Genomic DNA, 25,485 nt, shown 5'->3' on the forward strand with positions numbered 1-25,485 from the left:
CGCCTGTCTCTTTACAGGCACTGCGGCGCCATCCAGCGGGTCTGAAGACCCGCCCCCCAAATCACCCGCCGCGTGCGGCGCCAAAAACCCCCTCGAAGGCGCCTTCAGCCAGTTCCTTCACCAGCAGGCGCAGCGGATCGACCGGGCCCGGCAGCATCACCCGGCCGGGCGTGACACGCTTGAAACCGATGCGGCCGTAATAGGGCTCGTCGCCCACCAGCACCACCAGCCTGTGGCCGGCCTTGGCGGAGGCTGAAAGGCTCGCCTGCATGAGCGCCAGGCCGATACCGCGCGAGCGGAAGGCCGGCTCCACCGTAAGGGGGCCGAGCAGCAAGGCGGAATGCTCGGCGATATGGATCGGCGTCAGGCGGATCGAGCCGACGATCATCGAACCGATGCGGGCGACGAAAGACAGCCTGGGATCGGGCGGAACGCCTTCGCGCAGCCGGAAGGCCGTGCGGGCGAAGCGACCGGGGCCGAAGGCCCGTTCATGCAGCTTGTCGATGACGGGCCAGTCATCCGGCGTCTCGGGGGTGAGGTCGATGGCGATTTCAGGCATGGTTCAAATCCGGCAGGCAGGTTCGGCCTGCCGGGCTCAGCCGTTCAGGCGCGCGAAAACACGTGGGCGAGATCCACGATTCGTCGTCGCAGCTGGAGGCTCATCGTCATCATGCCGGGGCGGGTACAGCAAAATTTCAAACGATACAACCGGATTTTACCCGTCATACTTACCAGAATCCATCCGGGTCACGTTTTCCCGCCACCTCGTCGAGCCGGCGATGCGTCGCCTGGGTGGTGTCCTCGGGCAAAGCGTCGAGCGGAAAGAAGCCGGCCTCGGCGATTTCGGCATCGGGCAGGCGGGGCCTCACTTGCGTGAACTGCCGCACCACGAAGAAGGCGACATGGTCGCGCCGGCTTGCCTCCCGGTTCCAGTAGAGCCCCCGCAGCTCGGCCGGACCGTCGAGGTGGATGTTCCCCTCCTCCTCCAGTTCGCGCGCCAGCGCTTCCTGCGAGGTTTCGCCTGCCTCGATGCCCCCGCCGGGCAGATACCAGCCCGGCACATAGGTATGCCGGACCAGGAACACCCGGTTATCGCCATCGAGCACGGCCGCCCGTACGCCTAAGGTCATGCCACGCACGAGATGGAAATAACCAAAAAGGAGCGGCGTTATCAGACGTCCAATCCTTTGGCGCACGGTTATTGCTGAAGAAGACATGAGTGGCCAGCCAGTGAATGAGAACCTATCGGACCAGGATCTGAAAAATATCTTTCGAAACTAATCTTTGTCACCCGTCATCCTTTTCGCGCATAGCTGTCCAGCGGGGCAAGCAGGCTGTCGGGGGTGGCAAAAATTTCTTTGCTGGCGTATATCACCCGGACCTTAATAGAGGAGACCAAGGGGCCGCCGCCCCGGTAAAGTTCGATGTTTACCTACTTCCGGCTGCTTGCCAGCGCCGCTCTTATCCGTACTAGGACCCGTCCTGCCCGCGACGCCGTCGCACTCCTGACCTTCACCAAGAACTGACGATCGTCCTGCCGCAAGGCGGCGGTTGATGATCATCATCTGCCAGAGCAAGACGCGTTCAAGCGAAAACGCCGTTTTGCCCTATCCCCCTGTTTCGACGCGTCTTTGCGAGACCCGGTGATACCGTGGCATCGCAAGACGCTTTAATCCCATCGCCCGCCCATTCGCGAGAATGCGCGGGCGTTTTGCGTTGACAGGCGACCGTCCGCAAGGTCACGGTAGCGCCACATCCCTTGCGGAGTACCGATTGGTTTCGATGTTCAAGCTCGCGCATTTCTCAGACCCCCACATCGGGCCACTGCCGCGAGCCAGAGCCAAGGAGCTGGCGGGCAAGCGGGTGCTGGGCTGGATCAACTGGAATCGCGGCCGGCGCGACACCCACCGCATGGACGTGCTGCAGCAATTGCTGGAGGATTTGAGGACGCAGGCTCCCGACCATATCGCTCTCACCGGCGATGTCGTGAACCTCGCTCTGCCCGGCGAATATCCGGCCGCCCGCGCCTTTCTGGAGACGGTCGGTGCTCCCGACTATGTTTCCCTCGTGCCCGGCAACCACGATGCCTATACCAAGGGCGGCGCCCTGCACCTTCTCTCGGCGTTCGATCCCTGGATGCGGGGCGACAATGCCGGCGCCCGGCCGCTCGACGAGGACGAGCGCTTTCCTTATGTGCGCATCCGCGGCAAGATCGCCCTGATCGGGCTGTCGAGCGCCATCCCGACGGCGCCTTTCATGGCGACCGGCAAGCTCGGCCCGCGCCAGATCGCCCGCCTTGGCCCGATTCTCGAACATTTGGGACATGAGGGCTATTGCCGCGTGGTGATGCTGCATCATCCGGTACGCCGGCAGGATGCCGGGCCCACGGCCATGCTGATCGACTCCGACCGGCTCAGGGCCGTGCTGCGCGCAACAGGCGCTGAGCTGGTGCTGCATGGCCACATCCATACCGGCCTCGTGCACCGCATCAAGGGGCCGAAAGGGACCATCCCGGTCGTATGCACGCCCTCGGCCTCCGCGGCGCCGGAGCGGGCGCGCTGGCCGGCCTCCTACAATCTCTTCTCCATCACCGGCAAGCCGAGGGAATGGCAGATCGGCCTCACCGTGCGCGGCTTCGTCTCCGCCGGCTACCCGCCGGAGGAGTTGCGCTCACAGGAATTGTGCTGAATCCCCTAGGATCGCTACAGCAGCCCGCGCTTGGCAAGGTTGCGCATCAGGTGGCTGGCGCCATAGGTCCAGGGCGGCGCGTCGGAGGTGCGCACCATGCGGTTGGTGAGCGAGCCCAGGCCCGGGGTCGAGATGGTGACGATGTCGCCGATCTTGTGGGTGAAGCCCTTGCCCTTTTCGTCACGGTCCTCGATCGGCGCGAACATGGTGCCGAGGAAGAGCACGGCGCCATCCGGATATTGATGGTTGACGCCGATCATCTGGGAGACGAGGTCGCCGGGATCGCGGCTGATCTTGGAGATCGAGCTCGTGCCCGTCAGCACATAGCCGTCCGGCCCGCGGACTTCGAGCTTGATGTCGGCGCGGCGGACATGATCGAGCGAGAAGGTGGAATCGAACAGGCGGACGAAGGGGCCGATCGCCGCGGAGGCATTGTTGTCCTTGGCCTTGGAAAGCAGCAGCGCCGAGCGACCTTCGAAGTCGCGCAGGTTCACGTCGTTGCCAAGGGTGGCGCCGACGATCTTGCCGCTTGAAGATACCACCAGCACGACCTCCGGCTCGGGGTTGTTCCAGGTAGAATTGGGATGCAGGCCGGCATCGGCGCCGGTGCCGACCGCGGCCATGGGCTGGGCCTTGGAGAAGATCTCGGCATCCGGGCCGATGCCGACCTCGAGATATTGCGACCATACGCCCTGCGCGATCAGAACCTCCTTGAGCCTGGCGGCCTCGGCCGAGCCCGGCCGCAGCTTGGCAAGGTCGTCGCCCACCAGCTTGACGATCTCGCTACGCAGCGAGGTGGCGGCAGCCGAATTGCCACGAGCCCGCTCCTCGATCACGCGCTCCAGCATGGAGACGACGAAGGTCACGCCCGCCGCCTTGATGGCCTGCAGGTCGATCGGCGCCAGCAGCCAGGGCTTGCGCGCATCGCGGTTGACGGGTGGCGTGTTGGCCAGGATTTCGGCGATCGAGCCGACCTCGGCGGAAGGAGCCGCGCCGGCGGCCTGGGCCGGGTTGCGCGCCTCGCACAGATCCCGCACGGTGGGAAAGCTGCTGGTGATGTCGTGCAGGCCGTCGCCCTTCGCCACCACCACGGCCGGACCATCCACCTCGGGCAGCCAGACGCGTCCGATCAGCGTTCCGGCCACGCCATCCGTCGGAAGGGTCGTCTCTGGCCTGAGGGAAAGGGACATCTGCAAACCTCTTGGCAATCACGGGTATATGTTGCCTTGCCCCTTACCGCCCCCATACCATCAGGGCAAGTCTTGCAAAAGCGGTATGAGGAAATCGCACCCTTTTGGATTAAATCTAATTTAACAGCGCAACCCCGATAATTAAAAAAGTTAAGGTGATTATTTCTGAATACCCTCCAGCTGCCCCAATAAATCGAACGCCTACGCATCCATACCTCGAAATATCAAAGGAATATTTACGTAAAGCCGTTCTCAACGGAAGCTGAATACAGACAAAATCCACCCGAGGTTCAAATTCGCGGACCCTTGCGCTGGCGTTAGTCGGACGATTGCGCCGTTGGGGCACATTGTCCGCGCACTGCGGCATGTAAAAGGAAAGTTTCAGATCGCAAAAAAGGTGCGATAATCTTCCGGCGTGTCGACGCTCGAGACATACACGGGATTCTTCGTCGGAAAGACTGCGACGCGGCCGGCGAAATCCGCCACGACACTTTCGCTTGAAAGATCAATATCGCCGAGGTCAAAGTCGGGCGGAATGATCACCGGGTAGCCACGATGTTCCTCCCGAACCGGTATGAGAGGCTTGCTTTTGTCGCCGGCATCATAAACCTCGATCAGGCCGACAATTTCACGTTCCGTCAAGCGCGGCTGGTCGCCAATACATAGGACAATCCCCTTGCAGGCGCTATAGGAAGCCCGCCGGCGCGCCTGCGCCATGCCCACCCTGACAGCGGCCGCCGCGCCATCGGCGGCAGGCGAATCCACGAATTCCACAGGAGAGCGCTCGAGTGTCTCCTCGACTCGCTCGCGCTGATGGCCGGTGACGACGATGATGTCGGAGAAGACGCCGCGGACGGTTTCCACGACGTGGCGGATCATCGGCCGGGCCGAGATCTCCATCAGCAGCTTGTTGCGCCCCATGCGCTGGCCCTCGCCGCCAGCAAGCACCACCGCGATGTAATCCGTCAAAGGCAGATCGTCTTCGTCAAACATGGAATTCTCACCGGCTTTGCGTCGATGCAGCCAAGCCTGTCGTCAGCCGACTACACGCAATCCAACGGTTTGGCCATATCGGAATACCAAGGGGATGCGACTTCATACGCCTCTCTTAACTCTTCTTTTTGAAAATGCTCCCTAAAGTGAAGCCATGTTGCGTCGCGTTGCGTTTTCCCTTGTGCTGGGCTCCGTGCTGTATGGCCTGGCTGGTTGCGGGTCGCTCTTCGATCTGGAAGAGCGCGAGCCCTGGCGTGCCCAGGTCGAGGCCCAGTGCCTGGCTTCCGGCGAAGTGCATGAAACCGCGGGCATCCGCATCGCCAAGGCCATCGAAGGCCCAGGCCCCTGCGGCGTCGACCATCCCTTCCGGGTCTCGGCACTCGATACCGGCAGTGGCGGCGGCTCTGCCCCCGTCTATGCCAATCTGCAGCCGCGCGCGCCACGGACGGTGCAGCCGCAATACCAGCCGCAGCCCCAATACCAGGTCCAGCCGCAATATACGCCGGCCCCGGCCGCCCAGCCTGACGGCCTGCTGCCGCCGGCGCCGGTGGGCGACACCACCGGCTCGATCGGCGATGGCGGGGCCGCCGCCCCCCTACCCTATCAGCCCGAGCCGATGCAGTCCGCCGGCCCGGTCCAGTTGCGCGACGGCGGACCGTTCTCGGTCTCGCTCGACCGCAGCCTCGTGATGTCCTGCTCGATGGTCCCGACCTTGACGCGCTGGCTGACGCAGGATGTACAGCCGGCAGCGCTCGCCAATTTCGGCTCGCCGATCGTGGAGATGACCACCTTCGGCAGCTATTCCTGCCGCCGCCGTGACAACCGCATGGTAGGCAAACTCTCCGAGCATGCCTTCGCCAATGCCGTTGACGTCAAGGGCTTCAAGCTCGCCGACGGCCGCGAGACGCGCGTTCTCACCGGCTGGCGCGGTTCGCCCCAAGAGCAGGCCTTCTGGCGCGATGTCGCCTATGGCGGCTGCCGCAAATTCAACACCGTGCTCGGCCCCGGCACCTCCGACGGCATGCACGAAAACCATCTCCATCTCGATCTCGCCCGCCACAGCGCGACGCGCGACGTCCATATCTGCCGCCCCCGCGTCCCCGCCGGCTGGGTCGCCACCGCCGAGCGCCGCGGCATGGCGCAGCCGGAGCCGGAGTTCACCGGCTCGATCCAGGATCCGACGGGCGATCAGGACGAATAGCCCCGGGTGAACGGGCATCCTGCCCGTTCTTGAACCGAACCGATTATTGGAAGAACGGGCAGGATGCCTGTGCACCCGGATTTCCCACGCCTATATCGCCGAGCCATAGCCCCCGCCGGTGGGCGTCACAACGCTGATCGCCTCCCCGGCCTCCAGCACGGTCTGGTCGCAGCCCTCCAGCGTCTCGACCGAACCGTCCAGCCGCCTCACGCTGTTGCGGCCGAGTTCACCCGCCTCGCCACCGGCCATGCCGGGTGGGGCAACACGACGGTGGCCGGAGAGGATGGCGCAATCCATCCTTTCGAGGAAACGCAGCGTGCGCGCGGTGCCGTCGCCAGCGTGCCAGCGGCCCCTCCCGCCCGAGCCCTGGCGGATATGGAAATCCTCCAGCACAACCGGGAAGCGCAGTTCCAGGATCTCGGGATCGGTGAGACGCGAATTGGTCATGTGGGTGTGCACCGCCGGCGCGCCGTCGAAACCGGGGCCGGCGGGCGCGCCCGAGCAGAGCGTCTCGTAATATTGATGGCGGGCATTGCCGAAGGTGAGGTTGTTCATGGTGCCCTGCGCCATGCCGAGCGAACCGAGCGCGGCGAACAGACAATTGGTCACCGCCTGGCTGGTCTCGACATTGCCTGCCACCACGGCGGCGGGATATTCGGGCGAGAGCATCGACTTTTCCGGAATGACGATGTCGATGTTGCGCAGGCACCCGGCATTCATCGGGATCTCGTCCTCCACCATGACGCGGAAGACATAGAGCACCGCCGCCCGGGCGACCGGGGCCGGCGCATTGAAATTGCTCGGCTGCTGGGGCGACGTACCGGTGAAGTCGACCTTCGCCCGACGCTTCTCCTTGTCCACCGTGATGGCGACCTTGATCTCGGTCCCCTGGTCCATCGCATAGGTGAACCGGGAATCCTCCAGCCGGTCGATCACCCGCGCCACGCTCTCGGCGGCATTGTCCTGCACGTGGCCCATATAGGCGGCGACCGTCTCCAGCCCAAACATCTCGACCATGCGGCGCAGTTCGCGCACGCCCTTCTCATTGGCGGCGATCTGTGCCTTGAGGTCATTGACATTCTGCAGGAGGTTGCGCACCGGGTAGCGCGCCCCGGTCAGCAGCGCCTCCAGCTCCGCCTCGCGGAAACGGCCCTGGTCGACCAGCTTGAAATTGTCGATATAGACGCCCTCCTCCTCGATCAAGGTGGCGCGCGGCGACATCGAGCCGGGGGAGACGCCGCCGACATCGGCATGATGGCCGCGCGAGGCGGCAAAGAAGAGGATATCCTCGCCTTTCTCGTCGAAGACGGGCGTGACAACAGTGATATCAGGCAGATGTGTGCCGCCATTATAGGGCGCGTTGAGGCAGTAGACATCACCCGGCCGCATCGCCGAACGGTTGAGGCGCAGCACTGTTTCCACGGAGGAATCCATCGAGCCCAGATGCACCGGCATATGGGGGGCATTGGCGACGAGCGAACCGTCGGCGGCGAAGACGGCACAGGAGAAGTCGAGCCTTTCCTTGATGTTCACCGAGGAGGCCGTGTTCTGCAGCGTCACGCCCATCTGCTCGGCGATCGACATGAAGAGATTGTTGAAGATCTCCAGCATGACGGGATCGGCCGAGGTGCCGATGGCGACACGGGCCGGCAGCGCTTCCACACGGGTGAGCAGCAGGTGGTTCCTGGCGGTGACGCCGGCCCGCCAGCCGGGCTCGACCACGATGGTCTGGTGCGGCTCGATCACTAGAGCGGGGCCGTCGACATGGCGGCCGGGCGTGAGCGTCTCGCGGCGATAGATATGGCCGTCACGCCAGGCGCCCTCGCTGAAGAAGCGCAAGGCCTCGGCTGCTTCCGGCGTGCCGCCGTCGAGCGGCAACTCCGGCTCGCTGAAGGGAGAGCCGCCGCCCACGGCCTCGACTGAAATCGCTTCGGCGATCAGCGCTTTTGCCGGATCGATGAAGCCGAAGCGGCTGCGATGTGCGTTTTCAAAGGCCTCCCGCATCGATGCAATGCTGCCCGCTTCCACCACCAAAGGCGCATCGGTGCCGGCATAGCGCAGATGCACGCGGGAGAGGACGGTGACGTCGTCGCTGGCGATGCCCTGCCCCTCGACTTCGCTTCGGGCTTCAGCGGCGATCTCGTCCGCCTCGGCGGCAAGGCGCCCCAGCAGTTCCTCGCCGAGCGTCGCCTCGATCGCGCGCTGGCGGGTGGCGCGGATATCGGCAAGGCCCATGCCATAGGCCGAGAGCAGGCCCGAAAGCGGGTGGATCAGGATCCGGGTCATGCCGAGCGCATCGGCCACCAGGCAGGCATGCTGGCCGCCCGCGCCGCCGAAGCACTGCAGCACATAGCGCGTCACGTCATAGCCGCGCGCCACCGAGACCTTTTTGATGGCGTTGGCCATATTGGCGACGGCGATGGCGAGAAAGCCGTCGGCGATCGCCTCCGGGCTGCCGATATCGCCCACTTCCGCCGCCAGCTTCTCGAATTTGGCGCGCACCACGCCGGCATCGAGCGGGGCATCGCGGCCCGGCCCAAATATCTTCGGGAAGAACTCGGGATGGAGCTTGCCGACCATGACATTGGCGTCGGTGACGGTAAGCGGCCCGTTGCGGCCATAGGAGGCAGGGCCGGGATTGGCGCCGGCCGAATCCGGGCCGACGCGGAAGCGCGAGCCGTCGAAATGCAGGATCGAGCCGCCACCCGCCGCTACCGTGTGGATCTGCATCATCGGGGCACGCATGCGCACGCCCGCGACCTCGGTCTCGAAGGCGTGCTCATAGGCGCCCTCATAATGCGAGACGTCGGTGGAAGTGCCTCCCATGTCGAAGCCGATCAGGTGGCGGAAACCCGCCTGCGCACCGGTCTGGGCGAGGCCCACCACGCCGCCGGCCGGGCCGGACAGGATGGCGTCCTTGCCACGGAAGAGATCCGCGGCAGTGAGGCCGCCCGAGGACATCATGAACATCAGCCGCGCGCCGGTGCGGGCCGTATCGAGTTCCTCGGCGACCTGGTCGACATAGCGCCTGAGGATCGGCGTGAGATAGGCGTCCACCACGGTGGTGTCGCCTCGCCCGACCAGCTTGATCAGCGGCGAGACCTCATGGCTCACCGAGACCTGGGCGATGCCGAGCCGGCGGGCGATGTCGGCCACCGCCTTCTCATGCTCGGGATAGCGATAGGCATGCATGAAGACGATGGCGACGGCCTCGAAACCATCGGCCTTGATCGCCCGCAGCGCCTCTTCGGCCTGGACGAGATCGATGGCCTTCTCCACCGTGCCGTCGGCGAGCACGCGCTCGTCGAGCTCCACCACCTGCGCATAAAGCTGCTCGGGCTTGATAATGTTTTTGGCGAAGATCTTCGGCCGCGCCTGGTAGCCGATGGCGAGCGCGTCGCGAAAGCCACGCGTGGTGACGAGCGCCAGCCGCTCGCCCTTGCGCTCCAGCAGCGCATTGGTGGCAACCGTGGTGCCCATCTTCACCGAGCCGATCAACCCGGCCGGGATCGCCTCGCCCGCCTTGAGGCCGAGCAGTTCACGAATGCCCTGGCAGGCCGCATCGCGATAGGCGCCGGGATTCTCGGAGAGGAGCTTGTGGGGATGCAGCCGCCCCTGAGGATCGCGCCCGACGATATCGGTGAAGGTGCCGCCGCGATCGATCCAGAAATCCCAGGAGGAGGAGGCAGAGGACGCTGGAGACATGGGGCACCATTCGCGGAATTTGTTCTTCCCTCAAATTTCAGCTGTGTCCTACAAAGGCAATGAAATTCTGGGCAATGAAATTCAACGGGACCGCAACACCATGCCCTCCGTCTGGTACTTCGCCTATGGCTCCAACATGGATCCGGCCCGCCTGATCACAGCGCGGCTGCAGCCGGCCGGCATTGCCTGCTCCGAGCGCGTTCTCGGCCGGCTGGAGGGCTGGTCGCTGGTCTTCGACAAGCCGTCGGCCTATTTCCCCGGCGCCTCGGCGGCCAATATTGCCTTCACCGCCGGTGCCCATGTGCTGGGCACGCTCAATCGGATGCCGGAGGCGGGGCTCGACGTGCTCGACTATTACGAAAACGTCGCGACCGGCCATTACGAGCGCATGGCCGTGACGGTTCACCGCCCCGGGGTGGGTGACAAGGTCGATGCCGTCACCTATGTCGCCCGCAACTTCCTCGACGGAGCGCTGAAGCCGCGTGCGGTCTATCTCGCCCATCTGCTGGCCGGGAGCGACCTCCTGCCCGCCCCCTATGTGGAACGCCTGCGTGCCGTTGACGTGTTCGAGGGGCGTTGATGATCGGTCTTCCGACCTTTCCGCCACGATGTGGCTGAGGAGGTCGGCGCACCGAAATCATCGGCTACGGTGCCATGCCGACACCATAGCGGTTCGCCAGTTGCCAGAACCAGTCCTGATCGAGATCTGTCTGCCTCTCGATTTCATGCAATGCCGCTTTGGCTCGATCGAAGATCGCGTAACAAAGCGCCTCATCATCGTGGCGGGCATAATAGGCAATGCCGTCGGCCTTGGCGGGATGATCCCACAGGGCCTTCGACCATATCTGCGGCGCATCATAAGGCAGGCCGGCATGGACGATTTCGGCGGTCGCGCCGAGGCGCGCCAGTCCCAGGCCGGCAAGCTTGATGAGCGTGAGATCTGTAAGGAGACCCAGGCGGACATAGGCCTTGCGCCGGAGCAGGCCGGTATCGATCAACGTGCGGCCGGGAACGCGCAGAAAAGTTTCCGCGAACGCGCCACTTTCTTCCTTCGCGGCATAAAGGACGCCGTAGCTCGCATCGGGCGCATTCAGCCGGCCGTTGCGCGAAGTATCGAAAAAGACCGGCTCGTAGAGTGCGGTGTAGAAGCGGTGGATTGGCGTGCCAGTCGGAAGCGTCACGAATTCCGGCGAACGAGCCGCCAGATCCGGAGGCGGCAGAGGCGCGCTCACGCCCCCTGCTCACCCAGGCGGCGCGCCGCTTCCACCACCAGTTCCACCTCACCTGCCTTCAGCAGGTCGATCGGCTTGCGCGAACCCAACCGGTCGTCGGGATGGACGAGGAAATTCAGGATGGTCCAGGGATTATCGGTCGGCAGCGCGCGCCGGACCGCCCGAAGCCCCTCGACAAGAGAGCCATCGTGTTGGAACTGGATCGTCGGATACATCCGCCGATTGCTTGGCCCGGGCACAGCGAGCAGGCTTCCTTCCTGCACGCGCTTGTCTACTGCCTGGCGCGAAATCCCGTGCAGCAAGGCCGCGACTTCATCAAGACTATAAGCGCCACCCGCCGCGCGAAGATCCTCTTCGGCGATGCGGATGCCCTGAAGCAGGGCTCGGGCCCGGGTGCTCGGCCGGAAAGCATCCCGTCTGATGGCGCTGCGCGGGCCCGGCCGCTCCGCTGACAAACTACTGAACTTACGGGCTCTGCCCGCCTTTGCGCCCAATTCCTTCTTGAGGCTCGCGATCGCCTCCGGCTCTGTGGCGTAGAACCCAAGGCTGACACCCTTGGGAAGCTGCACATCCTTGAGGATCGCGGCAGGGTCGCCCTTGAGCGGGACCATGGTGGTCACGCCGTCAGTTCGCCTGCCGGCGTCGGATCCGGTCTTGGTCTGTATCTTCGCTGTCATGGAACCCTCCTATCTAAAGGTAGGGGCTCCATGCAACTTCGTCAACTTCGACAACCTGCTGAAGTGGGTGAGACATTCAGTGTGCCGACCACCAGTTCGGCACACCACATCACGCCAGCGTATAGGCCGTCTTCACCGTCGTATAGAACTCGGCGGCATAGCGGCCCTGCTCGCGGGAGCCGTAGCTCGAGCCCTTCCGGCCACCGAACGGCACGTGATAGTCGACGCCGGCCGTCGGCAGGTTGACCATCACCATGCCGGCCTGGGCATTGCGCTTGAAGTGGGTGGCGTGCTTCAGGCTGGTGGTGGCAATGCCGGCCGAAAGGCCGAACTCGGTGTCGTTGGCGGCGGCGAGCGCCTCCTCGTAATTCTTCACCCGCACCACGGCGGCGACGGGGCCGAAGATCTCCTCACGCGCGATGCGCATGTCGTTGCTGGCGCCGGTGAACAGGGCCGGCGTCAGGTAGAAGCCGGGGGCGTCGCGCTTCACCAGATCGCCGCCATAGGCGAGCTTGGCGCCTTCGTCCTTGCCGATCTTGATGTAGTTGAGGTCCTGGTCGAGCTGGCTCTGGTCGACCACCGGGCCGATATGGGTGCCGCTCTTCATGGCATCGTCGACGTTCAGGCCCCTGAGGCGTTCCACCAGGGCCGAGACGAAGGCGTCATGAATACCGTCTGTGACGATCAGGCGCGAGGAGGCCGTGCAGCGCTGGCCGGTGGAGAAGAAGGCGCCGTTGACGCTGGCTTCCACCGCCACCTTGATGTCGGCATCGTCGAGCACCACGAAGGGGTTCTTACCGCCCATTTCGAGCTGCACCTTCTTCATCGGCGAAGAGGCGATGCAGGTGGCCGCGATCTTGCGACCTGTGCCGACGGAGCCGGTGAAGGAGATGGCATCGACGTCCGGCGAAGAGAGCAGCGCCTCGCCGACGACGGAGCCGCGGCCCATCACCAGGTTGAATACGCCGGCCGGCACGCCGGATTTGGCGATGATCTCGCCGAGCGCATGGGCGGTCGCAGGCACGAGATCGGCGGGCTTCAGCACCACGCAATTGCCGTAGCAGAGCGCCGGAGCGATCTTCCAGGCGGGAATGGCGGCCGGGAAGTTCCAGGGCGTGATCAGGCCGATGACGCCGATGCCCTCGCGGGTGATCTCGACCCCGACGCCTGGGCGCACCGAGCCGATGATCTCGCCGGCAAGCCGCAGCGCCTCGCCTGCGAAGAAGCCGAATATCTGGCCGGCGCGCGCGACCTCGCCGATGCCCTCGGGCAGGGTCTTGCCCTCTTCGCGCGACAGGATGGCGCCGAGCTCGTCCTTGCGGGCGAGAATCTCATCGCTGATGCGCTTGAGCACGTCATGGCGTTCCTGCAGCGTCGAGCGGCTCCAGCCCGGGAAGGCGGCCTTGGCGGCCTCGATGGCACGCTCGGCGTCTGCCTTGCTGGCGCGCGGGAAATGGCCGACGATCTCGCCGGTGTTGGAAGGATTGACGTCCGGCGCGAGGTCGGTGGCGGCAACCCACTCACCGGCGATGAAGTTACGGGCGTGCAGTGTCATGGCAGGATTCCTGAGGCTGAAAGGAGTTGGCCGGACATTAGTCTAACAAATGTCCGGCGCAACCTTTTCATTATAGCGTTTTGCGATTTGACGGAATCGGCAAGAATCGCAAAGACGCGTTCAAACAAGGAGTTAGAGCAATGGGCGTTTGCGTGTAAACGCGCTTTGCTCTAGGCGAGAGCGGGTTCGGCTTTCACCTGGCGCCGAGCGATCAGCAGCGCGATCAGGGCTGCGACGATGCCGGTGAGGCCGGAGATGACGAAGGCTTCGACATAGCTGCCCTGCATCACCCTGAGATAGCCGGCGAGAGCCGCGGCGCTGGCCGCGCCGATCTGGTGGCCGGCCGCGATCCAGCCGAACACCACGGGCGCATCGCGGTCGCCGAAGGCCTCGTTGGTGAGGCGCAGGGTCGGCGGCACGGTGGCGATCCAGTCGAGGCCGTAAAAGATGCCGAAAATGGTCAGCGTGTAGAGGTTGAAGCCGCTGAAGGGCAGGTAGATCAGGGCGAGGCCACGCAGGCCGTAATAGAGGAAGAGCAGCTTGCGCGGATCGAAACGGTCGGTCAGCCAGCCCGAGAAGGTGGTGCCGAACAGGTCGAAGATGCCCATCATCGCCATCAGGCTCGCGGCCTGCACTTGGGGAATGCCCATGTCGCCGCAGAAGGACACGAGATGCATGCCCACCAACCCGTTGGTGGTGAAACCGCAGATGAAGAAAGTGGCGAAGAGATACCAGAACGTGCGGGTCTTCGCGGCGCGGGCCAGGGCGCCGAACGAGGCGTCGATCAGGCCCTCGCGCAACGGCACGGGAGCGATCGGCGTCGAAGGATCGGTACCGTAGGGCCGCTGGCCGATGTCGCTGGGCTGGTTGGGCACCAGGAAGAGCGCAAGCGGGATCAGGATGGCACAGCCGAGCGCCACGGCCGAGACCATCCAGGGCCAGCCCCCGATCTCGCCGAGCTTGGCAAGGCCCGGCTGGAAGATCAGCGTGCCGGTGGCGGCGCTGGCAGACAGAAGGCCCATGATGAGGCCGCGATTGGTGGTGAACCAGCGATTGACCACGGTGGCGCCGAGCACCATGGCGACGCAGCCGGAGCCGAGGCCGGAGAGGACGCCCCAGGTGGCGATCAGGTGCCAGGGCTGCGTCATGAACAGGCTGGCGCCGATGGAGAGCGCCATCAGGAGGAGAGCCACCACCAGCACCTGGCGCACGCCGAACCTGTTCATCAAGGCGGCGGCGAAGGGGCCAACCAGGCCATACAGCAGGATGCCGAGGGCGCCCGAAAGCGAGATGATGTCGACGCTCCAGCCGAAATCCCTGTGGAGCGGCTGGATCAGCAGGCCGGGCGCGGCGCGCACGCCGGCGGCGACAAGCAGGGAGAGGAAGATCACCCCGACAACCACGAAGGCATAGTTTTGGCCGAAGGGCCTGCGACTTGCTGTCTGCATCGGATGGACTCGGGCGAGAGGAAATGTTTGACTAGGTACGTACCGGTCTGTAACATCGAAGGATCGAAAAGGAAAGAGGCTTATGGTCGATTCTCCGAACTTGGAGTCCGCGCCGCCGCTGCGGGCCAGGGAACGCATCCGCCAGACGGCGCGCGAGCTCTTCTACAAGGAGGGCATTCGCGCCGTGGGCGTTGACACGATCGTCTCGAAGGCCGGCGTGACAAAGCCGACGCTCTATCGATGCTTCGCCTCCAAGGACGAACTCGCCGCGGCCTATGTCAGGGATTACGACGCCGAGTTCTGGGAGCGCTTCGAAGGCGCCGGCGTGGGCTTCGAGAATGATCCGCGCCGGCATCTGCACAATTATCTCAGCGGCCTCGGCGAGCGAGCAACCGGCGCCGGCTATCGCGGCTGCGGCCTCAGCAATGCGGCGGTGGAATATCCCGAGAAGGACAACCCAGCCCGGCTGGTGGCGGAAGGCGGCAAGCAGCTCTTGCGCGACCGCCTGGAGGGCATGGCCCGCCAGATGGGCGTCAGAAATACCGGCCTGCTGGCGGACGGGCTGCTGCTCCTGATCGAAGGCGCCTTCGTCAGCGGCCAGATCTTCCACGAGGGCGGACCGGCCGGCTCGGTCGCTGAAGTGGCCGACATGCTGATCGAGGCGAGTTTGAAGTAGGTTTGACCCGGATAAGGCGCGACTCCAGCGCACACAAGTTGTGTGCGCGACCTCCCCCACGAAGCTGGGGGAGGTGGCCGAACGAAGTGAGGTCGGAGGGGGTGTGGCCCAACGAACTCGATTTTGAAAGATGAATCTCGGGTCTGTTTGTGAGCCGTAGCCTTATTCCGAGAGGCTGCAGCCCGTCGGGCCACACCCCCTCCGTCATTGCTTCGCAATGCCACCTCCCCCAGCTTCGTGGGGGAGGCCTCGCGTCGCGCCCTTTACATCAAGACGTGCCCTACATCCCCCACCGCAGCGCGGCCGTATGAACCGGGGTGTCCCACAGGGCCTTCGCCTGCTCGTCCAGCACGCAGAGCGTCAGCGAGCAGCCGGCCATGTCCAGCGACGTGACATAGGAGCCGGTCAGCGAGCGCGCGACCTGGATGCCCTTGGCGTCGAGCCATTTGCGGGCGCGGTCCTGCATCAGATAGAGCTCCATCAGGGGCGTGCCGCCGAAGCCGTTGACGAAGAGCAGCACCTCGGTGGCGCTGTTCAGCGAGAGGTCGCCCACGATGGCGCCCAGCATCTCCTCGACGATGGCATCCGCCGAAGCGAGCTTCACGCGGCGCCGGCCTGGCTCGCCATGGATTCCCACGCCCATTTCCATCTCGTCCTCGCCAAGGGCGAAGGTGGGCTTGCCGGCGGCGGGCACGGTGCAGGAAGTCAGCGCCACGCCCATCGAGCGGGTATGGCTGTTGATGCGCGTGCCCAGCGCCTTGAGGTCGGCGAGGGAATCGCCGCGTTCGGCGGCGGCGCCCAGCATCTTCTCGACGATAAGGGTGCCGGCCACGCCGCGGCGGCCCGTGGTCCAGGTCGAATTCTCCACCGCGACGTCGTCGTCGAGGACGAGGCTCTCCACCGGGCCGGAGCCCATCTCCGTCGCCATGGCGAAGTTCATCACGTCGCCCTCGTAATTCTTGACGATGTAGAGGATGCCGGCGCCGCCATCGGCCGCTTCGGCCGCCGCGAGCATCTGGTCGGGGGTCGGCGAGGTGAAGACCTGGCCGGGGCAGGCCGCATCGAGCATGCCGACGCCGACGAAGCCGGCATGAAGCGGCTCGTGGCCGGACCCGCCGCCCGAAATCAGGCTGACCTTGCCGGGGCGGATCTGCTTGCGGCGCACGAATTTGCGCTCTTCGCCCAGCGTGACGATATCGGCGTGAGCAGCTGCAAAACCGTCGAGGCTCTGGGCCAGCATGTCACCCACGGCGTTGATGAGCTTCTTCATCGCACGTTCCTTCCCTGTCGAGATATCGCCCGGCTGCGACACCGAGCGGATCGTCGGCTTATTGATTGACTTGAGGTGGTTCGAGCTCGCCCGGCGCAACGCCGCCTTCCCCCTTGGGGCGGCGGTCGAGCTCGCGGGTATAGTGGACGAGGCTTGCGGCGAAATCGAGGATGGCCCGCTCCATGGCCTGGTTGCGCCGCTCGTCGCCGAGATCGGGCAAGGTCAGCGTCAGGTTGCGGCTCTGCGCCTGGCGGTTCTGGCCGGTGGCCCGCCCGGGATGGGCGGCATGGTAGGCTTCGAGGAACTCCGCCTTCTCGGCAGGCGCCAGGCGACAGACCTCGCAGATGACGTCGAGATGCTGCGCGGGGATCGGGATCGGATAGCCGGGATTGGTGATCTGCGAGATGAAGGAGCGGTTGGTGCCAAGCGCCGCCGCCAGTTTGAGGCGCGTGCCGGAGGGACGATTGTCCAGCGCCCGCCGCAGCATCAGCTTGTAGGCGGCGATCGAACGGGCACTGATTTCCTTGGCGTCAGACATTCGCGAAACTCTCAATTGCCGCCTTCACCCGGCCGACGAAGGCAGGTGGGACCGACAATGATGTCAGTCCAAGGCCGAGAAGCTGGGGGACGAGGCGCATATCCGCCGCCGCATCGCCGCAGATGGAAACGGGAACCTTGCGCACCCTGCCGGCTCCGACTGTACGCCCCATCAATTCGAGCACTGCAGGATTGCTGGCATCGTGCAGGGCCGCCACCGTCGAAATGTCGCGCGCCGCCGCCATGGTATATTGGGTGAGGTCGTTGGAGCCGATGGAATAGAAGTCGGCGGCAAAGCGCAGCGCGCCAAGCGCCGCGGCGGGCACCTCCACCATCATGCCGAGAGGCGGACGGCGGCAGGCCGTTCCCTCCCTCACCAGGCCGGCCACCACCGCATCGAGCAGGGCCGATGCCTCGGCGAATTCGGAAGGAACGGTCACCATCGGCAGCATGATGCGGATGTCGTGATGAACAGCCGCGCGGGTGAGGGCCCTGAGCTGGACCCGGAAGGCCTCCGGCCGGGCAAGAGAAAGGCGCAAGCCGCGCAGGCCCAGGAACGGGTTGGATTCGCTCGCGTCCGTCAGCCCCAGCACCGGCTTGTCGCCGCCGGCATCGAGGGTGCGGAAGGTCACGGGGCGTCCGCTGGCCCAGGCCGCGATGGCCATATAGGCGGCATATTGGCTTTCCTCGTTCGGCAGGGGGTGGCCGGGCTCGAACAGGAACTCGGTGCGCACCAGCCCAATGCCGTCGCAGATCTCCGGGCTGCAGCCCTTGATATCGGCCGGCGAGGCGATATTGATCATCACCTCGATCCGCGTGCCATCGGAAAGGAAGGCTGGCTTGGCCTCCAGTTCCTCGGCATGGGCATTGGCCTGTTTGCTGGCTGCGAGGGCAGGCGCCAGCCCCGCCAGCGCCTGCGGCCCGGGATCCAAGGTCACCATGCCGGTTTCCCCGTCCAGAATGGCGTACTCCGCCATACCGAGCGGCCCCAGCCCCGTCACCATGGGAATGCCACGGCTGCGGGCGAGCATGGCGACATGCGAGGAAGGCGAGCCGCTAGCGAGCGCGACGCCCCCGCCCTTGCTCCAGTCCGTCGACAGGAACAGGGAGGGCGCGACCTCCTCGCCGATCAGGATTGAACCCGCCGGCGCATGGGCGGGGCCGGCCGTGCCGGTGAGATGGGCAAGCACGCGGTCGCGGATATCGGCAAGGTCGACGCCGCGCGCCTGGAAATAGGGATCCTCGCTGTGCTCGTAATCGAGGATTTCGGCATCGAGCGCCGAGCGCCAGGCATGAGTCGGCGACACGCCGGCGGCGATGGCATCGAAGGCCCCTTCCGACAGGGCCTCGTCCTCCAGCATGGCGATCTGGAAGCCGATGATATCGGCCCCCTCCTCGTCGACTTTCGCGACCAGGGCAACGAGGTCGGTGAGGGCCGCATCGATGGCCTGGCGCAGGGCGGCCTCGCCATCCTCGTCCAGCAGAGCGGGCGCACGATGCGGCGCCGGGCCGCCGATCACGAAGACTGGGCCGGCGGCGAGCCCGGGCGAGGCAGAACGTCCCGTGAGCCGCCTCTCGGTCATCTGCCACATTCCCCGCTACAAAGCCCCCCGCCTCGCATCTTACTCTTCTCCGAACTTGTTTTCGATCAGGGCCAGGATCGCCGCCAGGGCCGCCTCGTCATCCGGCCCGGCGACGTTGAAATAGAGCGTCGAGCCCTTTGGCGCCCGGGCTCGCATCACCTTCACCGGGCTCTTGGCATCGATCCACGGCCCGGCCTCCCCCAGCGCCAGCTGGATGCTCGACTGGAAACGCTTGGCAAGCTGGGTGAGTTTCACGCTCGGCCGGGCGTGAAGGCCAATCGTGTTGGTCAGCAGGGCCTTGCCGGTCAATGTCCTGTCCATGTCCAGCATATCAACTCAGCCATACAGATCTTCGGCCGCGTCGCGGACGGCGGCGAGGGAGGAACCGCCCGAGGCTTCGGTTGCCGCGATCACGGCGCCCTCCACCACCGGCGCGTTGCAGATGACCACGAGATCGCGCTTGTGCTCGTCGAGCTGCTCGATCGCCATCTCGGCATTGGTCTCGGCCCCGCCGAGATCGACTAGGACGGCAACGCCCGCCTCCGACCAGACGCTGTCGATCGCCGCGATGATCCTGGCGACATCCGTACCGAGCCCCCCGCCGGGATCGCCGCCCGTCCAGGCCAGACGCACCGCCTGGCCCACCATCTGCCGCACCATATCGGCCGCCCCCTCGGCGACCTTGGGCGAATGGGAGACGATCACGATACTCACCGTCATTGCACGAAACCCTGATTCTTGAGCGCGTCGACTGCTGCCATGATGACCAGCGAGGAGGAGCGTGCGCCCGGATCCATATGGCCGATCGAGCGCTCGCCCAGGAAGGAAGCACGGCCGCGGATCGCCTTGAGCGGCACGGTTCTGTCGGCCGCGGCAGCGGCTTCGGCGTTGATCGCCGCAGCATCGCCGCCATCGGCCAGGACCGTATTGACGGGGATCAACACGTCGAGCAGCGTCTTCTGCCCGCCTTCCGAACGCCCGCGTGCCTTGACCGCCTCGATCGCCTTGGCGAAAGCCGCAGCCACCGCGGCCCGGTCGGGCTCGGCGCCGATGGCCTTGCCAAATTCCATGAAGAATGTGCCGAAGAGTGGTCCGGAGGCGCCGCCAACCTTCATCACCATCGCCATGCCGGCGGCCTTGAAGAGGTCCGGCCAGGGTTTTGCTGCAAGGCCGGGCAGTTCGGCCAGCACCGCTTCGAAGCCACGCTTGAGGTTTATGCCATGATCGCCATCGCCGATGGCTTGGTCGAGGGCGGTCAGTTCATCGGCATGATCGAAAATAGTGGCGGCGACGGCGCGAATGAGCAGCTCTTTCGCCTGTTGATCCATCGTCCGGCCCCATCCTGCAACTTCACGCGGTGCAGATAATGCCGACGCCCCGCTAACGATTTGTTTAGTTTTTCACCGATCGCTAAACAATGCAAGAAAAAGTGGCGTGATGGGGAGTCACAGCTACCCATCACTGCAATTTCGCCTGCCCGGAAAACGATTCTCATGCAAAAATGGCGCCTCCGGTATGCCGGTCTGAAGACCGGCATCTTCCACATATGTCCAAGGCATGCCGGTCTGAAGACCGGCACACCGCCGCGGCCGCCCCTGAGATGCCTGCTCTTGGAAACGGCACGCTCTCCGGCAATGGAAGAAGCGGGCAAGGATGCCTGCGATCCCGGGATGCTCCGTCATATTCCTTTGTTCTTCGCCGCTTATGCCCGTGCCTAACTTTGCGTCAGATTTAACGCCATATCGCCATTGACGAACCCGGCCGGGAACGACAAGCTAAGGCAAAACAATGGATTACGCGGGCAGGAAAGACGGTTCGGTTCATGGCGGCAGACACAATCCTGCAGACCGAAGGCTTGACGAAGGATTTCCGGGGCTTTCGCGCGGTCGATGATATCGCCCTCACCATCCAACGCGGTACGGTGCATGCGTTGATCGGCCCCAACGGCGCCGGCAAGACCACCTGTTTCAACCTGTTGACCAGCTTCCTCTCCCCGTCGAGCGGGCGCATCACCTATAAGGGCCTGGATATCACGGGCATGAAGCCGGCGGCGGTGGCGCGGCTCGGCCTGGTGCGCTCCTTCCAGATCTCGGCGGTGTTCGGCCAGATGAGCGTGCAAGACAATATCCGCATCGCCCTGCAGCGCCGGCGTGGCCATTCCTATGATTTCTGGCGTTCGCAGCGCACGCTCGATTCGCTGAACGAGGAGGCGGCCGCCCTCGCCGACAGCGTGGGCCTCTCGGACTTTCTCGCTACGCCGGCCTCCGCGCTCTCCTATGGCCGCAAGCGCGCGCTCGAACTTGCCACCACCCTGGCGCTCGACCCCGAAATGCTGCTGCTCGACGAGCCGATGGCCGGCATGGGCCATGAAGATGTCGAGCGCACCACCGAACTCATCCGCCGCATTGCGCGCAGCCGCACCATCCTGATGGTCGAGCACAATCTTTCGGTGGTGGCGACGCTCTCCAACACCATCACCGTGCTGGCGCGCGGCAAGGTGCTGGCCGAGGGCGACTACAACACCGTCTCGAGCGATCCGCGCGTGGTCGAAGCCTATATCGGGAGTGGCCATGCCTGATCCCAAAAGTTCCGCTCCGCTGCTCAGCGTGCGCGGCCTCCAGGCCTGGTATGGCGAATCCCACGTGCTGCACGGCATCGACTTCGATGTGAACCCCGGCGAGGTCGTCACCCTGCTTGGGCGCAACGGCGCCGGCAAGACCACCACGATGAAATCGATCATCGGTGTGATGGCCAAGCGCCAGGGCTCGATCCGCTTCGACGGCCAGGAGACCATCCGCCTGCCCTCGCGCCAGATCGCCCGGCTCGGCATCGGCTATTGCCCGGAGGAGCGCGGCATCTTCGCCAGCCTCTCGGTGGAAGAGAACCTGATGCTGCCACCGGTGGTGAAACCGGGCGGGCTGCCGGTGGCGGAGATCTACACGCTGTTTCCGAACCTCAAGATGCGCCTCACCAGCCAGGGCACCAAGCTCTCGGGCGGCGAGCAGCAGATGCTGGCCATCGGCCGGATCCTGCGCACCGGCGCCAATCTCCTGCTGTTGGACGAGCCGACGGAAGGGCTCGCGCCGGTGATCGTCGAGCAGATCGGCCACACCATCGCCAGGCTGAAGGAGCGGGGTTTCACCATCATCCTGGTCGAACAGAATTTCCGCTTTGCCTCAACGGTAGCCGACCGCCACTACGTCATCGAGCAGGGCAAGGTGATTGATATGATCCCCAATGCCGAACTGGAAGCCAACATCGACAAGCTGCACGCCTATCTCGGCGTGTAGCTCCTACATAACTTGGGAATGGGAGGATATTTGATGAAATTCAAGCCTTTGCTGCTGGCAGCCGTCATGGTCGGCGTCAGCCTCGGCGGCGCCTATGCCGATGATATTTCGGTCAAGATTGGCGTGCTCAACGACCGCTCCGGCGTCTATGCCGACCTGTCGGGCCAGGGTTCGGTGATCGCCGCGCAGATGGCGGTCGACGACTTCAAGGCGGCCGACAAGGGCATCAAGGTCGACATCGTCTCGGCTGACCATCAGAACAAGCCCGATGTCGGCGCCGGCATCGCCCGCCAGTGGTACGACCAGGACGGCGTCGACGCCATCTTCGACGTTCCCACCTCCTCGGTGGCGCTGGCGGTGAGCCAGGTCACCAAGGAAAAGAACAAGATCTTCATCGATTCGGGCGCCGGCTCCACCGATATCGTCGGCAAGCAATGTTCCCCCAACACGCTGCTCTGGACCTATGACACCTACGCCCTCGCCAAGGGCACGGCGGGCGCCATGGTGAAGCGCGGCGGCGACTCGTGGTTCTTCATCACCGCCGACTACGCCTTCGGCAAATCGCTGGAGGACAATGCGTCCAAGATCGTCACCGCGGCCGGCGGCAAGGTCGTCGGCGACGTCAAGGCGCCCTTCCCCACCAGCGACTTCTCCTCCTTCCTGCTGCAGGCCCAGTCCTCCGGCGCCAAGGTGATAGGCCTCGCCAATGCCGGCGGCGACACCGTCAACGCCATCAAGCAGGCGGCCGAATTCGGCATCACCCAGGGTGGCCAGAACCTTGCGGGCCTGCTCATCTTCATCAGCGACGTACACGCCCTCGGCCTGCAGGCGGCGCAGGGCCTGGTCCTGACGGAGGCCTTCTACTGGGATCTCAACGACAACACCCGCGCCTTCGCCAAGCACTTCGCCGAGAAGAGCGGCGGCAAGATGCCCACCATGGTGCATGCGGGCGTCTATGCCGGCGTGCTGCACTATCTGAAAGCCATCGAGGCGGCGAAGAGCAAGGATGCCACCAAGGTGATGGCCGGGATGAAGGCGACGCCCACCGACGACCCGCTCTTCGGCAAGGGCCAGGTGCTCTCCAACGGCCGCGTGACCCACGACATGTATCTGTTCCAGGTCAAGAAGCCGGAGGAGTCGAAAGGCCCGTGGGACTATTACAACCTGCTCGCCACCATCCCGGCAGCGGAAGCCTTCCAGTCGGTGGCCGATTCCGGCTGCACGATGAAGTGAGGGGTTGGGGGGTGCACTCTTCCGCAAAGGTTAGTGCTGCCCCTCACCTCTATCCTCTCCCCGTAAGAACGGGGCGAGGGGGCGCAATCGTTGAGATCTGTTCGACGACGCCTCATCTCGCCCACCCAACCGGCTGGGCGAGGTGAGCCGCTTCACACCGAGCCTCGCCCTCAAAGTCCCCTCGCCCCGTTCTTACGGGGAGAGGATAAAGGTGAGGGGCTGCGCGACCTCGCCAAGTAAAGATCACTCCGAACAACCACCCGCAGCAGGAAGGCTCAACCGTGACGATGATATTCGGCGTTCCGCTGCCGGCTTTGCTGGGCCAGCTCGTGCTCGGGCTTATCAACGGCTCCTTCTACGCGATGCTGAGCCTGGGGCTCGCCATCATCTTCGGCCTGCTCAACATCATCAACTTCGCCCACGGCGCGCTCTACATGATGGGCGCCTTCGCGGCTTGGATGCTGTTGAATTATTGCGGCATCGGGTTCTGGCCGGCCCTGATCCTGGCTCCGCTGGGAGTCGGCCTGTTCGGCATCGTCCTGGAGCGCCTGTTCATCTCCAGGCTCTATCAGCTTGACCATCTCTATGGCCTGCTGCTCACCTTCGGCCTGGCGCTGATCATCCAGGGCGTGTTCCGTAATTACTACGGCGTCTCCGGTGTGCCCTATACCCCGCCGGCAAGCCTGACCGGGCCGGTCAATCTCGGCTTCGTCATCCTGCCGAAAAGCCGCGTCTTCGTAATCCTGTTTTCGCTCGCCATTTGCTTGATCACCTGGCTTGTCATCGAGAAGACGCGCCTTGGCGCCTATCTGCGCGCCGCCACCGAGAACCCGAGGCTGGTCGAGGCCTTCGGCATCAACGTCCCCATTCTGAGGATGCTGACCTATGGGTTCGGCGTCGGCTTGGCGGGGCTTGCCGGCGTGCTGGCGGCGACGACCACGAATGTCAGCCCCAATATGGGCGCGGACATCGTCATCGTGATCTTCGCGGTGGTGGTGATCGGGGGCATGGGCTCGATTCTCGGCTCCATTGTCACCGGCTTTGGCCTCGGCCTCGTCGAGGGCGTCGTCAGGATCTTCTACCAGCAGGGCTCCGCGATGACGGTTTTCGTCATCATGGCCATCGTGCTGCTGGTACGCCCCGCCGGCCTGTTCGGGAGGACACCCTGATGGCAGGATCAAGCCAAACCGCCTCGCCCGCCGGCGCGGCCAAGCTCATGGGCGACCGCGCCTTCATGCTGCTGCTGGTCGCCCTCATCGTGGTGGCGCCCTTCGTGGCCTATCCGATCTTCGTGATGAAGGTGCTGTGCTTCGGCTTGTTCGCCTGCGCCTTCAACCTGCTGCTCGGCTATGGCGGCCTGCTCTCCTTCGGCCACGCCGCCTTTTTCGGCATGGCGAGCTATGTCTGCGCCCACGCCGCCAAGGAATGGGGGCTGACGCCGGAGCTCGCCATCCTCGGCGGTACGGTGGTGTCAGGCCTCCTCGGCCTCGCCATCGGCGCGCTCGCCATCCGCCGCCAGGGCATCTATTTCGCCATGATCACCCTGGCGCTGGCCCAGTTGGTCTATTTCTTCTGCCTGCAGGCGCCCTTCACCGGCGGCGAGGACGGCATCCAGGCCGTGCCGCGCGGCAAGCTCTTCGGCCTGATCGACCTTTCTAACGACATGGCGCTCTATGTCATGGTGGCGGTGATCGTGCTCGCGGGGCTGTTCATCATCCACCGCATCGTGCATTCGCCCTTCGGCCAGGTGATGAAGGCGATCCGCGACAACGAGCCCCGGGCGCTCTCCCTCGGCTACGACGCCGAGCGCTTCAAGCTCCTGATGTTCACTCTCTCGGCAACGCTCGCGGGCCTCGCCGGCGCCACCAAGGCCATCGTCTTCCAGCTCGCCTCGCTCACCGACGTGCATTGGACGATGTCGGGCGAGGTGGTGCTGATGGCGCTGGTCGGCGGCACCGGCACCCTGTTCGGCCCGATGCTCGGCGCCCTCCTGGTGGTGGCGATGGAGACCTATCTCTCCGGGCTCGGCTCCTGGGTCACGGTGGCGCAGGGCGCGGTGTTCGTGATCTGCGTGCTGGCGTTCAGGGAGGGGATCGCGGGGAAGGTGAAGGCGTTGCTGGGACAATGAGGCTGGAAGCGCGGACGTCCTCGTCCGCTCACTGGTGCACCTTAAGTGTTGAGTGCCTCGGGGCGGTAGCTGTGGTGCA

Annotated in this window: 24 protein-coding genes; 9 read left to right on the forward strand and 15 right to left on the reverse strand. The window is 64.8% G+C overall.

Annotation, left to right across the window (positions count from 1 at the left end):
- Nucleotides 1–61 precede the first annotated feature (61 nt).
- Entirely contained in the window at nt 62–559 is a 498-nt protein-coding gene (locus QQL24_RS34810; RefSeq protein ID WP_284316912.1) for a GNAT family N-acetyltransferase, read from the reverse strand.
- Nucleotides 560–728: 169 nt separating this feature from the next.
- Nucleotides 729–1,130, reverse strand: a complete 402-nt coding sequence (locus tag QQL24_RS34815; RefSeq protein WP_431310808.1) for an NUDIX domain-containing protein — start codon at nt 1,128–1,130, stop codon at nt 729–731.
- Between the two features lie 652 nt (nt 1,131–1,782).
- Between QQL24_RS34815 and QQL24_RS34820 the strand changes: the two genes are divergently transcribed.
- Nucleotides 1,783–2,688, forward strand: a complete 906-nt coding sequence (locus tag QQL24_RS34820) for a metallophosphoesterase family protein (protein ID WP_284316936.1) — start codon at nt 1,783–1,785, stop codon at nt 2,686–2,688.
- Between the two features lie 14 nt (nt 2,689–2,702).
- Here the strand turns inward: QQL24_RS34820 and QQL24_RS34825 are convergent, their stop codons facing one another.
- Nucleotides 2,703–3,878, reverse strand: a complete 1,176-nt coding sequence (locus QQL24_RS34825; protein WP_284316914.1) for a fumarylacetoacetate hydrolase family protein — start codon at nt 3,876–3,878, stop codon at nt 2,703–2,705.
- Nucleotides 3,879–4,259: 381 nt separating this feature from the next.
- A complete protein-coding gene (locus tag QQL24_RS34830) occupies nt 4,260–4,871 on the reverse strand; it encodes a nucleotidyltransferase family protein (protein ID WP_284316915.1) in 612 nt (203 codons plus the stop codon).
- A gap of 154 nt (nt 4,872–5,025) precedes the next feature.
- On the opposite strand from QQL24_RS34830, the gene QQL24_RS34835 reads away from it, so the two are divergent.
- Nucleotides 5,026–6,072: an extensin-like domain-containing protein gene (locus QQL24_RS34835; protein ID WP_284316916.1), complete on the forward strand. Its 1,047-nt coding sequence runs from the start codon at nt 5,026–5,028 to the stop codon at nt 6,070–6,072.
- A gap of 90 nt (nt 6,073–6,162) precedes the next feature.
- Here the strand turns inward: QQL24_RS34835 and QQL24_RS34840 are convergent, their stop codons facing one another.
- Nucleotides 6,163–9,777 carry a hydantoinase B/oxoprolinase family protein gene (locus QQL24_RS34840; protein ID WP_284316917.1) on the reverse strand — a complete coding sequence of 1,205 codons (3,615 nt, stop codon included), beginning with the start codon at nt 9,775–9,777 and terminating at the stop codon, nt 6,163–6,165.
- Nucleotides 9,778–9,877: 100 nt separating this feature from the next.
- Here QQL24_RS34840 and QQL24_RS34845 point away from each other — a divergent pair, with 100 nt between their 5' ends.
- Nucleotides 9,878–10,357: a gamma-glutamylcyclotransferase gene (locus QQL24_RS34845; protein WP_284316918.1), complete on the forward strand. Its 480-nt coding sequence runs from the start codon at nt 9,878–9,880 to the stop codon at nt 10,355–10,357.
- Nucleotides 10,358–10,421: 64 nt separating this feature from the next.
- Here QQL24_RS34845 and QQL24_RS34850 read toward each other — a convergent pair whose 3' ends face one another.
- The 4 genes from QQL24_RS34850 to QQL24_RS34865 form a co-directional block, all read right to left on the reverse strand.
- Nucleotides 10,422–11,009, reverse strand: coding sequence for an RES family NAD+ phosphorylase (locus QQL24_RS34850; RefSeq protein WP_284316919.1), 588 nt, complete (start codon nt 11,007–11,009; stop codon nt 10,422–10,424).
- A complete protein-coding gene (locus QQL24_RS34855) occupies nt 11,006–11,686 on the reverse strand; it encodes a hypothetical protein (RefSeq protein WP_284316920.1) in 681 nt (226 codons plus the stop codon). The genes QQL24_RS34850 and QQL24_RS34855 overlap by 4 nt, the downstream gene beginning before the upstream one ends.
- Nucleotides 11,687–11,795: 109 nt before the next feature.
- Nucleotides 11,796–13,241 carry an aldehyde dehydrogenase family protein gene (locus QQL24_RS34860; protein WP_284316921.1) on the reverse strand — a complete coding sequence of 482 codons (1,446 nt, stop codon included), beginning with the start codon at nt 13,239–13,241 and terminating at the stop codon, nt 11,796–11,798.
- A 170-nt stretch (nt 13,242–13,411) separates the two neighbouring features.
- On the reverse strand, nt 13,412–14,689 hold the full coding sequence (locus QQL24_RS34865; protein WP_284316922.1) for an MFS transporter: 1,278 nt from the start codon (nt 14,687–14,689) through the stop codon (nt 13,412–13,414).
- 82 nt (nt 14,690–14,771) lie between these two features.
- On the opposite strand from QQL24_RS34865, the gene QQL24_RS34870 reads away from it, so the two are divergent.
- Entirely contained in the window at nt 14,772–15,365 is a 594-nt protein-coding gene (locus QQL24_RS34870; protein WP_284316923.1) for a TetR/AcrR family transcriptional regulator, read from the forward strand.
- 280 nt (nt 15,366–15,645) lie between these two features.
- Here the strand turns inward: QQL24_RS34870 and dhaK are convergent, their stop codons facing one another.
- From dhaK to dhaL, 6 genes are read right to left on the reverse strand one after another with little or no spacing between them, the layout of a single operon-like run.
- Nucleotides 15,646–16,635, reverse strand: coding sequence for a dihydroxyacetone kinase subunit DhaK (gene dhaK, locus QQL24_RS34875; protein ID WP_284316924.1), 990 nt, complete (start codon nt 16,633–16,635; stop codon nt 15,646–15,648).
- A 58-nt stretch (nt 16,636–16,693) separates the two neighbouring features.
- Nucleotides 16,694–17,173, reverse strand: coding sequence for a hypothetical protein (locus QQL24_RS34880; RefSeq protein ID WP_284316925.1), 480 nt, complete (start codon nt 17,171–17,173; stop codon nt 16,694–16,696).
- On the reverse strand, nt 17,166–18,755 hold the full coding sequence (locus QQL24_RS34885; protein WP_284316926.1) for a putative PEP-binding protein: 1,590 nt from the start codon (nt 18,753–18,755) through the stop codon (nt 17,166–17,168). The genes QQL24_RS34880 and QQL24_RS34885 overlap by 8 nt, the downstream gene beginning before the upstream one ends.
- A gap of 39 nt (nt 18,756–18,794) precedes the next feature.
- Nucleotides 18,795–19,076 (reverse strand): HPr family phosphocarrier protein, encoded by a 282-nt coding sequence (locus QQL24_RS34890; protein ID WP_284316927.1) that lies wholly within the window; start codon nt 19,074–19,076, stop codon nt 18,795–18,797.
- A gap of 15 nt (nt 19,077–19,091) precedes the next feature.
- A complete protein-coding gene (gene dhaM, locus QQL24_RS34895) occupies nt 19,092–19,475 on the reverse strand; it encodes a dihydroxyacetone kinase phosphoryl donor subunit DhaM (RefSeq protein ID WP_284316928.1) in 384 nt (127 codons plus the stop codon).
- A complete protein-coding gene (dhaL, locus tag QQL24_RS34900; RefSeq protein ID WP_284316929.1) occupies nt 19,472–20,083 on the reverse strand; it encodes a dihydroxyacetone kinase subunit DhaL in 612 nt (203 codons plus the stop codon). The genes dhaM and dhaL overlap by 4 nt, the downstream gene beginning before the upstream one ends.
- A gap of 494 nt (nt 20,084–20,577) precedes the next feature.
- On the opposite strand from dhaL, the gene QQL24_RS34905 reads away from it, so the two are divergent.
- From QQL24_RS34905 to QQL24_RS34925, 5 genes are all read left to right on the forward strand, one after another.
- The gene (locus QQL24_RS34905; RefSeq protein WP_284316930.1) at nt 20,578–21,333 is read left to right on the forward strand and encodes an ABC transporter ATP-binding protein; all 756 of its coding nucleotides are present in this window, start codon (nt 20,578–20,580) and stop codon (nt 21,331–21,333) included.
- The gene (locus QQL24_RS34910; RefSeq protein ID WP_284316931.1) at nt 21,326–22,045 is read left to right on the forward strand and encodes an ABC transporter ATP-binding protein; all 720 of its coding nucleotides are present in this window, start codon (nt 21,326–21,328) and stop codon (nt 22,043–22,045) included. The genes QQL24_RS34905 and QQL24_RS34910 overlap by 8 nt, the downstream gene beginning before the upstream one ends.
- Nucleotides 22,046–22,078: 33 nt before the next feature.
- Nucleotides 22,079–23,278 carry an ABC transporter substrate-binding protein gene (locus QQL24_RS34915; protein WP_431310809.1) on the forward strand — a complete coding sequence of 400 codons (1,200 nt, stop codon included), beginning with the start codon at nt 22,079–22,081 and terminating at the stop codon, nt 23,276–23,278.
- Nucleotides 23,279–23,559: 281 nt separating this feature from the next.
- On the forward strand, nt 23,560–24,447 hold the full coding sequence (locus QQL24_RS34920; RefSeq protein ID WP_284316932.1) for a branched-chain amino acid ABC transporter permease: 888 nt from the start codon (nt 23,560–23,562) through the stop codon (nt 24,445–24,447).
- Nucleotides 24,447–25,406, forward strand: coding sequence for a branched-chain amino acid ABC transporter permease (locus QQL24_RS34925; protein ID WP_284316933.1), 960 nt, complete (start codon nt 24,447–24,449; stop codon nt 25,404–25,406). Before QQL24_RS34920 ends, QQL24_RS34925 begins: the two co-directional genes overlap by 1 nt.
- Nucleotides 25,407–25,485: the final 79 nt, after the last annotated feature.

The organism is Labrys miyagiensis (genome assembly GCF_030160835.1).
Taxonomy (GTDB): Bacteria; Pseudomonadota; Alphaproteobacteria; order Rhizobiales; family Labraceae; genus Labrys; species Labrys miyagiensis.